Consider the following 13,689-nt stretch of genomic DNA (forward strand, 5'->3'; position numbering starts at 1 on the left):
TGTATTTTGAGCAATGAAAACACCCCGGAAGCGATTTGCATTTTTGTTGATTTGTATTATAATAAACGAAGACGGGATGTCGGCACGGAACCCGTATCCGGTGCAGAGAGGAAAGGGAAAAACGTTGAAAAACACAAAACAGCGGTGCGCCATTATGCAGATTCTGAAGCGGAGCAGCGACCCTGTGAGCGCAGAGGATATTTTCGCGGCGCTGAAGGCCGGATATCCAAGTTTGGCCCTCTCCACCGTTTACCGCAATCTGGAGCGCTTCGCCGGGGACGGCTTGATTAAAAAAGACGTGTGGAGAGACGGGATCGTGCGGTACTCCGTTGCGCGGGAGCATCATGGGCATTATCTGATCTGCACCGAATGCAGCGCAAAAATCAGGATAGAGGACTGCCCCCTGACCGGAATCGAGCAGGGGCTGGCCCGCGACACGGGCTATGAAATAGAGGGGCACACGCTGACGATTTACGGGAAATGCCCCCAATGCGTCCGGCGCGAAAAAGCGCGGGAGCCGCAGGATAAGGAATAGGGACTGCTGCAAAACAGCCTTCCCTGAAACAGCGCGAAAAAAGCGTCTTGATTGGGCCGTAAAGGCCGTCTCAAGGCGCGTTTTTATGCTGCAGATACAATTTTGTTATGCGCTTTGCCATCGGGAAAATCCGCGATTTTCCGCCTTTTATGAATTGCGCTCCGACAGCTCGTTGATCAGGGAAAAAATATTTTTCCCCGACTGGGACGTGTCAAAGGTCTTCAGTGACGCCCGCATTTTTTCCAGCCGCCTGTTGTCCGCCAGCAGGGAAAGGATGGTTTCGCCCGGATCGACCCCCTTTTCCAGCTTGACCGCCATGTTGTGGGAAAGCAGGAAGTTCGCGTTGTCCTCCTCCTGACCGGGAATCGCGTCGAACACCGCCAGCGGGATGTTGCACGCAAGCGCTTCCGAAACGGTCAGCCCGCCGGGCTTGGTGATAATCAGGTCGGACGCGTGCATATAGTTTTCCACTTCGTCGGTGAAAAAGACCAGCTTGGTCTTTTTGGGGCTCTGCGCGATCACCGGGGCGAAGGACTCGTACAGCTTCTGGTTGCGGCCGGTGATGACGATCGCCTGAAACTCGATGGGAAGCTGCGTCAGGTGCTTATAGATTTTCATGATGTTGGTGACGCCGAAGCTGCCCGCCATGATCAGGATGGTCGGCAGGTCCTCGTCCAGACCGAATTTTTTCAGCAGGGCGGGCCTGTCGCCCTTGCTGTAGAAAACATCCCCCACGGGAATGCCGAACGGATAAATCTTTTCAGCGGGGACGCCCATCGCGTTCATTTCCGGGATCATGTCCTTTGTGGAAACGATATACGCGTCCACATGCTCCGCGATCCACGCACGGTGCGGGCCGTAGTCCGTCATCAGGCAGATCAGCGGGGCCTTTACGATCCCCTTGCCCTTTAAGTGGGAAACCATTTCCGTTGCAAACGGATGGGTGGAGATAATCACGTCGGGCTTCTGCTCCTCCATCAGCGGGATCAGCTTCTGGCTGAACACGCTGGAAAAACGGTTCACAAGATTGGCAAGCAGGCTTTCCTGATTGCTTTTCCGGTAAAGCTGCCCGAACACCTTCGGCGTTTTTGTCGCCAGAAAATGATACCCCTCGCAGACCGTCTTGTCCAATACGGCGTTGATGCTCTTCAGCGCGTCGACCACGGCCACCTCGTTGCCCGTGGAATTCTCCGCGATATATTTTTCAATGGCATGGGAGGCTCTCAGATGTCCTCCGCCCGTCGCGGCCGAAAGAATTAAGATCTTCACACCAATCCTCCTTTGGTCAGGGATCGTATTTCCCATCATACTGCGGCTGATCTGAAAAGAAACGGGAAACCTGTAACCGTTTTTTCCGGATTGCCATATCTTTGGTAATTATATCATATATTTATAAAAGTTGCCAATGAAATTCCCTCAAAGCCCCGCCGGAGGCCCGCGGCCGGTTATAAAGCTGTAACTTTACTTTTATCGGGCCGCGTTATATAATGATACCAGCATTTTGAGGATCTGTCAGCAACTTGAGAATTTACTGTTATTTGGGAGGCCCAGTATGACCGATGCAAATAGGATCGACATTTCTTCCGGAGCGCCGAACTCCGGGAAAAAGCGCGCAGGGATTGCGGCTGTGATTGCCGGAGTGGTTCTGCTTGCTGCGGTCGGCGGCCTGTTCGGCAAACAGCTGTATGAGGTTTATCGGCACCGGCAGGAGGTTGCTTCGGTGATTGACGCGGATACCTTCTATAAGGGAATCGTCGTCGCCGGCGTCGATCTGGGCGGAAAGACCATGGAGCAGGCCAAAGCCGCCGCTGCCGCGGTCGAACCGGGCCTGCGCGGCAAGTACGATATCAGGATCGTTTATCAGGATAAAACGTGGCAGCTGACCGAGGATGACCTCAACTTCCGGTTCAATACGGACGACGTGCTGAAAGAGGCGTATGCCTATGCGCGCACTGGGGACAGGGAAGAGCGCTATCAGCAGGTGCTGGCGCTGCGGACCGCTCCTAAAACGTACAATATCACCAATACGATGAATTACGATAATCTGGACGCCAAGCTGAAAGAGACGGTCAAGGGGATCGCCTGTGACCCGGTCGACGCGACGGTGGCCTCCTTTGACACGAAAACCGCGGCCTTCCGCTATGCCGACGGTAAAAACGGCCTCGCGGTCGATGAGAACAGGCTATACGCACAGGTGGAAGCGCTGATCAACGGCCCCCGCGCCGGAACGGTGGAAGTACCGACGACGGTGGTCCCGTTCAGCAAAACCATTGCGGAGGTGAAAAGCCACCTGCAGAAGCTGGGAACCTACAGCACCACGTCCACCAACAACGCGAACGGCACTCATAATATGGCGCTGGCCCTCTCCAAAATCAACGGGACCTGTATCCCGGCGGGCGGCACGTTTTCCTTCAACGGGATCGTCGGCGACTCCACCAGCAAGGCAAGCGGCTTTCTTGAGGCGGGGGCGATTCTGAACGGCAGGCTGATCCAATCCTACGGCGGCGGAATCTGTCAGGCGTCCACCACCGTTTACGGCGCGGCGCTCCGTTCCAACATGAAGATCACACAGCGCTCCAACCATACGCTTCAGTCCACCTACTGCCCGATCGGCCAGGACGCCGCGGTCAGTTACCCGGATCTGGACTTCAAATTCCGGAATCCCACGGAATATCCCATCTACATTGTTTCCGGCATCAAGGGAAAGGTGCTCACCGTCACTTTTTACGGGTACCAGTCGCCGGATTACGATCATATTGCCGTCACCTCGCAGAAGACGGAGACGATCGCCGCGCCGACCGCCCCGAAATACATTGTTGACAAAACGCTGACGAAAGGGGTCGTCAAGCTGGATTCCAAAGCGCGTACGGGGGCAAGGGCGACCGCGCAGCGCGTTTTTTATAAAAACGGCGCCGTGGTAAAAACGGAAAACCTGTCCTCCTCCTATTATCGCGCGCAGCCCGCGTATTATTCCATGGGTCCCGGAACAACGGTGGGTGGAAACTCCGCGTCCTCCGCGTCCTCCCAACCGGCGAGTTCTTCCAAACCGCCCGCCGGTTCCTCGAAACCGGCAGGCTCTTCCTCTTCGCCGGGCAGCTCCTCCCCCGCGTCCTCCCAGGCGGATCAGGACAGCGGCGGACAGTCCGGCGGCACCGAGTCCGACACGGTTCCTGCGGACATCATCATTCCCGAATAACCGGCTTTTCAGGGTGTGGCTCAGGCTGCACCCTGGTTTTAAATTGGACTTGACTTTTTGTCTTATTTCTGTAAAAATGAGAGTGGAACAGGATATTTTTTCATTGCGCAAACAAAATAAACAACATACTGTTTAAAACAATACAATTTCAAAAGGCGGCTGTTCTGCCGCAGGCCAAGAAAGGATGAGCTGATGTTGTCTGAAAAGGTAGCTGCACCGAAGATTAGCATTATCATACCGGTCTACAATGTTGAAAAATATATCGGCAAATGCCTGTCTTCTTTGGTCAGCCAGACATTTAACGATTTTGAAATTATCGCCGTCAACGACGGCTCCAAAGACGATTCCCTCGATATCCTCCGCCGTTTTGAGGAGAGATACGATTTTGTGAAGGTGATCGACCAGAAAAACGGCGGCATCGCCAATGCGCGCAACAGCGGCCTTGCGGCCGCGCGCGGCGAATACGTCTGCTTTGTGGACAGCGACGACTATGTTTGCCCCACCTACCTGGAAGAGCTGTACAACGCCTGTGTGGACACGGGCAGCGATATCGCCTGCTGTTATTATTATTTCCACTTTGTGGAAAATGATTTCCTGTTTGAATATCCGTTCCGCTGCCGCGGGATTCTGAAGCCCGCCGAGGCGATGAAAAAGCTTCTGCGCGATGTGGAAATTCAGAGCCTTGTCTGGAACAAGATGTATAAACGCGCCCTTTTTACAGATTATGATATCAAGTTCCCGACCATGTGCTTTGAGGATATGGCCGTCGCGAACAAAATTTTTGTGCATGCAAACCAGGTGGTCGTCATCGACCGTCCGCTCTACTACTACAATCAGCATCCGGCCAGCACCCTGGCGACCATGAATGCGGACAAGATCAACGACTTCATCCGCGCGATCGCCATGGTCCGTATTTCGCTGGAAAAAAACGGGCTTTACGAAAAATATAAGAAGAGCTATCTGGCGCTCACCAGAAAAACGTGCGCCTGCTGTTATTTGTATGTATTAAAGCTGCATAATGAGAAAAAATGTATGCGTGGGTGCATGGCCAACATGCGCCGGATATCGCGTGCCATCAGGCATTATTCCGCGGATGAGTTCAGTCCTACGACCATGTTCAGCGAGCTGCCGGATGTGGTGGATGCTCCCGAAAAGCTGGAAAAGGACTACTCCACCCGCTGAAGAAAGTGGGAGTAAACGGAGAATATGAGCGAGAGCAGGAACAGGCCGTCTAAAATATTTCGGATTGCGCTTTTTGCGCTGACTTTGGGGATGCTGGCCTATTTCTGTCTGACGGACAATCATCTGCTTACTCTGCTGTACAGCTTTCACACGCTTGACCCGTACTGGCTTCTGGGCGCTTTTGGCTGCGTGGTGCTCAGCTGGATGATGGAAGGCCTTGTCACCCAGAACCTGGTCGCCGCTTCCTGTCACGGGAAGTACGGCTTCCGGCGTGCTTTTAAGGTGACGATGGTCGGACAGTATTTCAATTCCGTGTCGCCGTTCGCGGCGGCCGGCCAGCCGATGCAGGTGCTTGCTCTGACAAGGCAGGGCGTTGCCTCCGGAATCGCTCTGTCGGCTTTGGTGCGCAAATTTTTGGTTTATCAGATTTCCATTACCGTTTATTCCATGGCGGTCATCCTGATCAAATATTCGTTTTTCCGCAGTAAATTTCAGAGCTTTATGGCGCTGGCGGTCGTCGGCTTTCTGTGTCAGTCCGCGGTGGTGATCCTGCTTCTTTTATTTACCCACAGCCCGGCTTTCACCACAAGGCTGATCCATAGCTGCGTGTGGGTTCTGACAAAGCTCCATATTGTGAAAAATCCGAAGCAGGCCGACGAGAAGGTAAAAAGTCAGCTGGAATTTTACATGAAAAACAACAGGGCCATGCTGGGGAACCGGCGGATGAAAGGAAAAGTGTACGCGTACACCGCGGTTCAGCTTACTGCCGTTTTCGCGGTGCCTTTTTTTATCTATAAGGCTTTTCACAGTCCCGGCGCACCGTTTGTGGATATGGTGGCGGCGCAGAGCTTTGTCACCATGATTTCCACCTATACGCCGCTGCCGGGTGCCGCGGGGGCGGCGGAAGGCAGTTTTCTGGTTATTTTTCAGATCTTTTTCGGGCAGGACATTCTTCATCAGGCCATGCTACTTTGGCGGTTTACCGCTTATTATTCCTGTATCATCGTCGGGGCGTTTTTTGCCGGGATGGACCGGAAAAGCGGTCGGCAAAGCCCGCATGGAAAATCTTCATAATATCAATTTTATCGTGGGAGGGGGCAGGCATCGGAGTTTCCCGTACGTTGCGGCGCAGGAAACGGGACAGGCCCGGTGCCGTGTTGAATGAAGGACGGTTTTTTCAGGGTGGCGGCGGCGACGCCGTCCATTAAGGTTGCCGACTGTGAATATAATAAAAACCAGATTCTCGATCAGATGCGCGAATGTGAAAAACGCGGGGTGACCGCGGTGGTTTTCCCGGAGCTTTGCCTGACCGGGTACACCTGCGGCGACCTGTTTCGCGACCGCACGCTGATTTCCGCCGCGCAGAAGGCGCTCGGCGATCTTCTGGAGCAGACCCGCGGCATGAACCTGCTCGCGGTGATCGGGCTTCCCGTTCCGGTCGGGGCGGACCTTTACAACTGCGCGGCGGTCGTCTGCCGCGGAAAGCTGCTGGGGCTGCCGGCAAAGAGCAGCATTCCGAATTACAGCGAATTTTATGAAGCGAGGCATTTCACGCCCGCGCCCGCGTACGCGGAAACCCGCTTCTGCGGCGGGACCGTTCCGCTGGGAAACAGCCTGATCTTTCGGTGCGAAAGCGCGCCGGAGCTGGTGGTCGGCGTGGAAATCTGCGAGGACCTGTGGACCTGCTGCCCGCCGTCCGCGCGGCTGGCGCAGTGCGGGGCCACCCTGCTGCTCAACCCGTCCGCGAGCGACGAGATCATCGGCAAGGCGCCCTACCGCCGCAATCTGGTCAACGGGCAGTCCGCGCGGCTGCTTGCGGCCTACGCTTACGCCGACGCCGGGGAAGGGGAGTCCTCCACCGACCTGGTGTACTCCGGGCACAACGTGATTGCCGAAAACGGGACGGTCCTTGCCGAATCGCAGCTGTTTACGACGGGGCTGACCGTGGCGGATGTCGACCTGCAGCGCATGATGCAGGAACGTCTGCGCACCACCACGTGGTCAAACATGGGAGAGGCCTGTGAGGTCGGCTTTGACATGGACATGCCAGACCCCATACTGGAGCGGAAATTCCCGGCTCTTCCCTTTGTGCCGGACGATACCAGGGATTTGAGCGAGCGCTGTGAAATGATCCTGAACATGCAGGCCGCGGGCCTCAAAACAAGGCTGAAACACACCGGCTCCAAATGCGCGGTGATCGGCGTTTCAGGCGGGCTGGATTCCACGCTTGCCCTGCTCGTCATTGCGCGCGCGTTCGACCTTCTGAAGCTGGACCGCAAGGGGATCCTGGCGGTCACGATGCCGGGCTTCGGCACGACGAAGCGGACCAAAAGCAACGCCCAGCGCCTTTCCGAAATGCTGGGGGTCACCCTGAGGGAGATTCCCATCGGGGAGTCGGTGTCCCGGCATTTCGAGGATATCGGCCACGACCCGAATGTGCGCGACGTCACCTATGAGAACGCGCAGGCGCGCGAACGCACACAGGTCCTGATGGATCTGGCAAACCAGTGCGGCGGGCTGGTTATCGGCACGGGCGACCTTTCGGAGGTCGCGCTCGGCTGGGCCACCTATAACGGCGACATTATGTCCATGTACAGCGTGAACTGCTCCATTCCCAAAACGCTGGTGCGGCATCTCGTGCACCACGCCGCCGTCAACAGCAGCGAAGAGCTGTGCGCGCTGCTGGAGGATGTGCTGGACACCCCGGTCAGCCCGGAGCTTCTGCCGCCGGAAAACGGGGTCATCGCCCAGAAGACGGAAAATATCGTCGGCCCTTACGAGCTGCATGATTTCTTCCTGTACTACATGCTCCGCTTCGGGTTCACGCCCGCGAAGATTTACCATATGGCGCAGAGCGCGTTTGCCGGAATCTACGACGGCGCGACGATCAAAAAATGGCTGACGACCTTTTACCAGCGGTTTTTCACGCACCAGTTCAAGCGTTCCTGCCTGCCGGACGGCCCGAAGGTCGGCAGTGTCACGCTGTCCCCCCGCGGGGACTGGCGGATGCCCAGCGACGCGTCTTCGGCTCTCTGGCTCAAAGAAATCGAATCGCTGTGATCAGACCCCTGCCTCCCTCTTTGAGGGAGGTGGTGCGCCCGGCGCGCCGGAAGGAGTTTTGGAGCATCAGGCTTCGATTTAACGTAAGCTGATTGAAAGTGCCGCCGTAGGCGTTTCCCGACGGCAGGTCCTCAACACAAAACAAATCCCCTTTCCAGTGCCGCTAAGCGGTTGGAAAGGGGATTTTTACGTCATCTTCTTATAACAGGGACGTCGGGCTGTCCGTGTCGGAGGACGTAAGGCCCGAGAGGTCTGAGGACATCATCTGGGTGGTGTTCATCTGCATCTGGGCGATAAAAAGCTGCAGGAACGCGAGGTAATCGTCATAGGTGAAAGCGGCGCCGGAAGCGCCGGTTCCGGGGGAAACCGCCGACGGGGAACCGGACGACGGGGAGCCGGTCAGCGCCGAAAGGCCGGTCAGCCCCGTCCCGTTAACGGAAGCGTTCAGAAGCGAACTCAGTTCGGAAAGCGCGTCGGCCGGCGCGGAAACATCCCCGCCCGCTTCGTTCAGCACTTTGGAAATATAGGCCTGTGTCTCTTTGAACGGAGGAATTCCACCGTACTTGGCGACGTTGCCGCTGCCCGCATTGTAGGCCGCGAGCGCCAGCTTGGTGTCACCGTCGTACCGGTCGAGCATCTGGCTCAGGTATTTTGCCCCGCCCATGATGTTCTGCTCCGCGTCAAGGGGATTTTCCACCCCCAGCGAGGCGGCGGTTCCCGGCATCAGCTGCATCACGCCCTGCGCGCCGCAGCTTGAAACGGCGTCCGCGTCAAATCCGGATTCCACCTTGGCGACCGCTTTGAGCAGGTTCACCGGGAGATTGTATTTCTGGGCGGCGGTCTGGAAGATATCCTCCATGCCGCCCTTTTTCTGTTGACTGTCCTCCGCGCCGATCGCGTTTTGCAGCAGCTTGGAAAATACGGAGGCCGGCGCGCTTTTGTTAACCGCTGTGTTTGCGCGGTTCAGAGCGGATATTTGATGATAGTAACCGGAAGGAATACGATTGTCCATGATCATGCTCCACAGTTTATTTTCCTGATATTGGAATCTTTATTTATCATAACGTATTTTGTCGAAAAATCCAACCTTTTTAGCAAAAAAATAATTTTTTCCTGATAAAGCGGTCCCCCTGCGGGGAAAACCCTTTTACGGGCGCGAAACAGACGCCGAAAAATCGTGCCGGATTCGTATATTTTGCGTGCCGGATTGGCAGAATATTTTTTGAAGGAGGTGCCGAGATGACAATATCAAAAGGGGAATACAAAAAGATGGCAGATAAAGCTTCGCCCGGTACGACATACGTGAAAAATACCATTCTCGCGTTTGTGGTCGGCGGCGGTATCTGCGCGCTCGGACAGGCACTGGCTAACCTGTACATGCACTACGGGCTGGAGCTCAAGGACGCGCGCGCGTGGGTTTCCATCAGCTTAATCGCGCTCAGCGCGCTGCTGACCGCGCTGAAAATCTACGACAATATCGCAAAGCACGCCGGGGCCGGCACGCTGGTGCCGATTACGGGGTTCGCCAATTCGATCGTCGCTCCTGCCATGGAGTTTAAAAGCGAGGGCTATGTCATTGGAATGGGCGGAAAAATGTTCGTCATCGCGGGGCCGGTGCTGGTTTACGGAATCGCGGCTTCGATCTTATACGGCCTGATCATATGGTTTTTCCATTTATACTAAGGATGAGGAGGAATGGCTATGCCTACCCGAATCGGCAAATATACGGTTGAACTGACCAGTAAGCCCGTGATTCTCGGTTCCGCCTCGGTTGTCGGCAAAAAGGAGGGCGAAGGGCCGCTCGGACAGTATTACGACCAGTGCCACAACGACACGACGCTGGGGGAGTCAAGCTGGGAAAAAGCGGAAAGCCGCCTGCAGAATGAGGCGGTCGTGCTTGCGGTGGAAAAGGCAAACCTGAAAAATTCGGATATCGACTGCATTCTGGCGGGGGACCTGCTGAATCAGTGCATTTCCTCCACCTTCGGCCTGCGCAGCCTGAACATCCCGTTTCTCGGGCAGTTCGGCGCCTGCTCCACCATGGCGCAGACGCTGGCGATCGCTTCTTTATTCACGGAGTCCGGCGCGGCGCGGCGGGCGGTCGCGGTGACCTCGTCCCATTTCTGTTCCGCGGAGCGCCAGTTCCGGTTCCCGCTGGAATACGGCGGGCAGCGGACGCCCACGGCCCAGTGGACGGCCACGGCGGCCGGGGCGATCGTGATGGGTTCCCCGCAGCAGAAACAGGAGGGCCAGGTTGTCGTGGACTCCGTCACCTTTGGGCGGATCACCGACTTCGGCATCAAGGACGCGGCAAACATGGGGGCCGCCATGGCCCCGGCCGCGGCGCAGACGCTGATCGATTATCTGTCGGACACCGGCTCTTCGCCGAAGGATTTTGATCTGATCCTGACGGGGGACCTCGGAAGCATCGGCAGCGACCTGATGGAAAAGCTGCTGATGAAGGACGGAATCGATATCAGAGCCGTACACAATGACTGCGGACTGATGATCTACGACATTGAAAAGCAGGACGTCCACGCGGGCGGTTCCGGCTGCGGCTGCTCCGGAGCGGTGCTGTGCTCCTATATCATGCAGCAGATGCTGACCGGAAAGCTGCACAAGGTGCTGTTTCTGGGGACGGGCGCGCTGATGTCGCCCACCTCGTCGCAGCAGGGGGAAAGCATCCCGGGCGTGGCGCATCTGGTCCTTTTGAAAGCATGACGCAAAAACAAGGGCGGCTCATGGCCGCCCCTGTGTTATTTAACCGATAAATTTTTCCAGAGGCGAGATATCCAGGCCGGAACAGGTGCGCAGGAAGCCGTAGAGCTGCTTTGCGATCAGCCTGTTTCCGCCCGGGGTGTCGCTTTCCACGTTCAGCGGCATCAGGGGGTCGTGCACGCTCAGGCGCAGCAGGAACCAGCCGTCCCCGTTCTCTTTCCCGAAGGAAATGCGGATGCCCTCGCGGTTGTCGGGCGCGATCTGCCAGCCCGTTTGCTGTCTGGCGTAAGCCTCCAGCTCGGAAATGATCCGGCTACCGCATTCCCGGAAATTTTCTTCCAGAATCGGGAAGCGCAGTTCGGCGGCCTCCGCCGGTTCCGCCAGCGGCAGGAGCAGGCTTTCCAGCGTCTTTCCCTGTGCGCGCAGCCGGGCCATTTTGATAATGATCTTGGTCACCAGATACGCGCCGTCGTCCAGAAAATAATTTTCGCGCAGGGCGGCGTGGCCGGAGGTCTCAATGGCCAGCGGGCAGTTGACGCCCTCTTCGTTCAGGCGGATCGCCTCGTTGATGACGTTTTTATATCCTCTTTTGAAACGGTGGTGCTTCCCGCCCAGCGTTTTTTCAATATAGGTCTTCAGTCCGCTGGAAGTGATGGAATCCGTTACGACGGTGCCGCCCGGGTTTCCCTCGAGCGCAATCGCGGAGGCGATGGCCACCAGCCGGTTGCGGTTGATTTCGTCCCCCTTTGCGTCCACCGCGCCGCCGCGGTCCACGTCGGTGTCGAAAATAACGCCCATGTCCGCTTTCGCGGCAACGGTCGCCGCGCATACGGACCGCATGGCGGCCTCGTTTTCCGGGTTGGGGATATGGTTCGGGAAGGTGCCGTCCGGCTCCAGAAACTGGCTGCCGTCGGTATCCGCTCCGAGGGGGGCCAGCACGTCCCGCGCGTAGAAGCCGCCCGCGCCGTTGCCCGCGTCCACCACGATTTTAAATCCCGCGAGCGGATGCCCGTAGTCCGCGGCGTTCACGCCGGCTTTGATTTTTTCTCTCAGGTTCGCGCAGTACCGCGCCATATAATCGACCTTTTCCACGGTCCCGGAGCCGGGAAGGGGCCTTTCGCCCTCCTGCGCGTGCAGCAGGATCTGCTCGATATCCGGCGCGTCCAGGCCGCCGTTTCCGGTAAAAAATTTCAGCCCGTTGCGGTTGAAGGGGTGATGGCTTGCCGTGATCTGTATGGAGCCGTCGCAGCCGAGGTCGACTGTGGTCATAAACATGGAGGGGGTGGAGGCCAGCCCGCAGTCCAGCACCCGCACGCCCGCCCCGGTGAGCGAACGGGTCGCTGCCGCCTGAATCCGGTCGGCGGAAATGCGGGAATCATGCCCTACGGCGACGGTCAGCTGGGAAGCGCCTTTTTTGGTAAAGGCGGAAAGCCACAGGACGAAACCCGCCGCCATTTTTTCAATATTTTCATCGGTAAGGCTGATTTCCTGCCCCGGTACTCCTTCGCTGGCCACCCCGCGGATATCGGTGCCGCTCTTGAATTGTTTCCAATATTTTGTAAGCATCAATCTGTCCCCTTTATGCTGTTATTTGGTCTTATTATAAGCGATTCGGGGATATTTGTAAACGAGGTGTTCACGATCGAAAATTTGATTACCATCAGTAATATTTATAAGATATACAACGAAGGGGAGAACGAAGTGCGCGCGCTGAACGGCGTTTCCCTGTCCATAGACGAGGGTGAATTCGTCGCCATCGTCGGTCAGTCCGGCTCGGGAAAATCGACCCTGATGAATATTCTGGGCTGTCTGGATACGCCAACCATGGGCGAGTATTATCTGGACGGGGAAAACGTGGCGGGTCTGAGCGAAAAACGGCTGACGCAGATCCGCAACTGCGAGCTCGGGTTCGTCTTTCAGGGGTTCAATCTGATCGGCGGGCTGGACGCGCTTGAAAACGTGGAGCTGCCCCTGCTTTACCGCGGGATTCCGAAATCCGGGCGCCGCGCCCTTGCGCAGGAGGCGCTTTCGAAGGTCGAGCTGACGAACCGCGAGCATCACAGGCCCGACCAGATGAGCGGCGGGCAGCAGCAAAGGGTGGCCATTGCGCGCGCGATCGCGGCAAAGCCACCCATTATTCTGGCCGATGAACCGACCGGAAACCTGGACTCAAAGTCCGGCGCGGCGGTCATGCGGATCTTAAATTCTTTAAATGAAGAAGGGAAAACGGTTATTTTGATTACGCACGATGAAAAAATCGCCGCTTCCGCGGGCCGCATGGTACAGATACAGGACGGCCAAATCGTCAGTCGGTAAATTTTTCGTCGGCAATGGTGTCTTTGAATTTGGGAAGCAGCTCCCGGCGGTGCTTCAGGTAAAAGAAACAGTATTCGTACATCTGGCTGACCGCCTGCATCTGTACGGAGCGGCTGATGGTGAGGTATCCGCGGCGCGGTTTGCAGTACAGGTGCATCGGAAAGGCCCCGTCGTCGCAGGGCAGCAGGAATTTCGCGTGAAGGCGGCGCGCGCCCAGCTTTTCGTAAAACCGGATGCGCCGTTTCTGCCGTTCGGCAAGCTCCGGGTCGGTTTCGGAGACATATTCCACGGAAAACAGGATGCCGTCGAACGGGCCGCAGTATTTCTGCCAGAGCGCACGAAACAGCGCGCTGCCGTATCCGTGGGCGTGGTATTTTTTCAGGACGGCCAGATAATCCAGCCAAAGCATATTGCTGTCCTCCATCGCGTACACCAAAGCGTAGCCGATCAGCTCGTTGTCGGAAAGCCGGCGGAACAGCAGAATTTTATACCGGTCGCCGTTCAGAAGCTGCAAAAGCCTTGGATACGGATACAACTCGTTGGGCGGGAACTGCTGCTTCATGTCCTCATAAATCATGGGCAGGTCATTTTTGTCACCCAATACGATGGCGGACTCGGGTGCGAAAGTCATTTTTAACAATCTCCTGTCTGGATAGCAAGTTGCCGGATGCGGACCTTGCTA

At 56.7% G+C, this 13,689-nt stretch carries 12 protein-coding genes; 8 read left to right on the forward strand and 4 right to left on the reverse strand.

The genetic code is table 11. The annotated features are described in order from the left end of the window. The first annotated feature begins 124 nt into the window (after positions 1–124). Positions 125–535 (forward strand): Fur family transcriptional regulator, encoded by a 411-nt coding sequence (locus ACQGQ5_RS11390; protein ID WP_455736618.1) that lies wholly within the window; start codon positions 125–127, stop codon positions 533–535. A gap of 147 nt (positions 536–682) precedes the next feature. Here the strand turns inward: ACQGQ5_RS11390 and ACQGQ5_RS11395 are convergent, their stop codons facing one another. Next, entirely contained in the window at positions 683–1,804 is a 1,122-nt protein-coding gene (locus tag ACQGQ5_RS11395) for an MGDG synthase family glycosyltransferase (protein WP_455736619.1), read from the reverse strand. A gap of 283 nt (positions 1,805–2,087) precedes the next feature. Here ACQGQ5_RS11395 and ACQGQ5_RS11400 point away from each other — a divergent pair, with 283 nt between their 5' ends. The 4 genes from ACQGQ5_RS11400 (at position 2,088) to ACQGQ5_RS11415 (ending at position 7,973) form a co-directional block, all read left to right on the forward strand. Further along, entirely contained in the window at positions 2,088–3,731 is a 1,644-nt protein-coding gene (locus ACQGQ5_RS11400; protein WP_455736620.1) for a VanW family protein, read from the forward strand. A gap of 192 nt (positions 3,732–3,923) precedes the next feature. Next, positions 3,924–4,913, forward strand: coding sequence for a glycosyltransferase family 2 protein (locus ACQGQ5_RS11405; RefSeq protein WP_455736621.1), 990 nt, complete (start codon positions 3,924–3,926; stop codon positions 4,911–4,913). A 24-nt stretch (positions 4,914–4,937) separates the two neighbouring features. Then, complete coding sequence (locus ACQGQ5_RS11410) at positions 4,938–5,987, forward strand: lysylphosphatidylglycerol synthase transmembrane domain-containing protein (protein ID WP_455736622.1); 1,050 nt, start codon at positions 4,938–4,940, stop codon at positions 5,985–5,987. Between the two features lie 87 nt (positions 5,988–6,074). Continuing rightward, positions 6,075–7,973 (forward strand): NAD(+) synthase, encoded by a 1,899-nt coding sequence (locus ACQGQ5_RS11415; protein WP_455736623.1) that lies wholly within the window; start codon positions 6,075–6,077, stop codon positions 7,971–7,973. Positions 7,974–8,172: 199 nt separating this feature from the next. Here the strand turns inward: ACQGQ5_RS11415 and ACQGQ5_RS11420 are convergent, their stop codons facing one another. Continuing rightward, positions 8,173–8,985: a lytic transglycosylase domain-containing protein gene (locus tag ACQGQ5_RS11420; protein ID WP_455736624.1), complete on the reverse strand. Its 813-nt coding sequence runs from the start codon at positions 8,983–8,985 to the stop codon at positions 8,173–8,175. 227 nt (positions 8,986–9,212) lie between these two features. On the opposite strand from ACQGQ5_RS11420, the gene spoVAC reads away from it, so the two are divergent. Both spoVAC and spoVAD read left to right on the forward strand, forming a co-directional pair. Continuing rightward, a complete protein-coding gene (spoVAC, locus tag ACQGQ5_RS11425) occupies positions 9,213–9,656 on the forward strand; it encodes a stage V sporulation protein AC (RefSeq protein WP_455736625.1) in 444 nt (147 codons plus the stop codon). 18 nt (positions 9,657–9,674) lie between these two features. Further along, complete coding sequence (gene spoVAD, locus ACQGQ5_RS11430; RefSeq protein WP_455736626.1) at positions 9,675–10,694, forward strand: stage V sporulation protein AD; 1,020 nt, start codon at positions 9,675–9,677, stop codon at positions 10,692–10,694. 39 nt (positions 10,695–10,733) lie between these two features. Here spoVAD and ACQGQ5_RS11435 read toward each other — a convergent pair whose 3' ends face one another. Continuing rightward, positions 10,734–12,257, reverse strand: coding sequence for a phosphomannomutase/phosphoglucomutase (locus ACQGQ5_RS11435; RefSeq protein ID WP_455736627.1), 1,524 nt, complete (start codon positions 12,255–12,257; stop codon positions 10,734–10,736). Positions 12,258–12,332: 75 nt separating this feature from the next. On the opposite strand from ACQGQ5_RS11435, the gene ACQGQ5_RS11440 reads away from it, so the two are divergent. After that, a complete protein-coding gene (locus ACQGQ5_RS11440; RefSeq protein ID WP_455736664.1) occupies positions 12,333–13,007 on the forward strand; it encodes an ABC transporter ATP-binding protein in 675 nt (224 codons plus the stop codon). Here the strand turns inward: ACQGQ5_RS11440 and ACQGQ5_RS11445 are convergent. After that, entirely contained in the window at positions 12,997–13,638 is a 642-nt protein-coding gene (locus ACQGQ5_RS11445) for a GNAT family N-acetyltransferase (protein WP_455736628.1), read from the reverse strand. The genes ACQGQ5_RS11440 and ACQGQ5_RS11445 overlap by 11 nt on opposite strands. Between the last annotated feature and the right edge of the window lie 51 nt (positions 13,639–13,689).

It is taken from the genome of Caproiciproducens sp. (genome assembly GCF_053840905.1).

Excerpts from the sequence above, each read along its gene's own strand:
- ACQGQ5_RS11400 (WP_455736620.1), top strand. The coding sequence starts at position 2,088 with ATGACCGATGCAAATAGGATCGACATTTCTTCCGGAGCGCCGAACTCC.
- ACQGQ5_RS11405 (WP_455736621.1), top strand. The coding sequence starts at position 3,924 with ATGTTGTCTGAAAAGGTAGCTGCACCGAAGATTAGCATTATCATACCG.
- ACQGQ5_RS11410 (WP_455736622.1), top strand. The coding sequence starts at position 4,938 with ATGAGCGAGAGCAGGAACAGGCCGTCTAAAATATTTCGGATTGCGCTT.
- ACQGQ5_RS11415 (WP_455736623.1), top strand. The coding sequence starts at position 6,075 with ATGAAGGACGGTTTTTTCAGGGTGGCGGCGGCGACGCCGTCCATTAAG.
- ACQGQ5_RS11420 (WP_455736624.1), bottom strand. The coding sequence starts at position 8,985 with ATGGACAATCGTATTCCTTCCGGTTACTATCATCAAATATCCGCTCTG.
- spoVAC (WP_455736625.1), top strand. The coding sequence starts at position 9,213 with ATGACAATATCAAAAGGGGAATACAAAAAGATGGCAGATAAAGCTTCG.
- spoVAD (WP_455736626.1), top strand. The coding sequence starts at position 9,675 with ATGCCTACCCGAATCGGCAAATATACGGTTGAACTGACCAGTAAGCCC.
- ACQGQ5_RS11435 (WP_455736627.1), bottom strand. The coding sequence starts at position 12,257 with ATGCTTACAAAATATTGGAAACAATTCAAGAGCGGCACCGATATCCGC.
- ACQGQ5_RS11445 (WP_455736628.1), bottom strand. The coding sequence starts at position 13,638 with ATGACTTTCGCACCCGAGTCCGCCATCGTATTGGGTGACAAAAATGAC.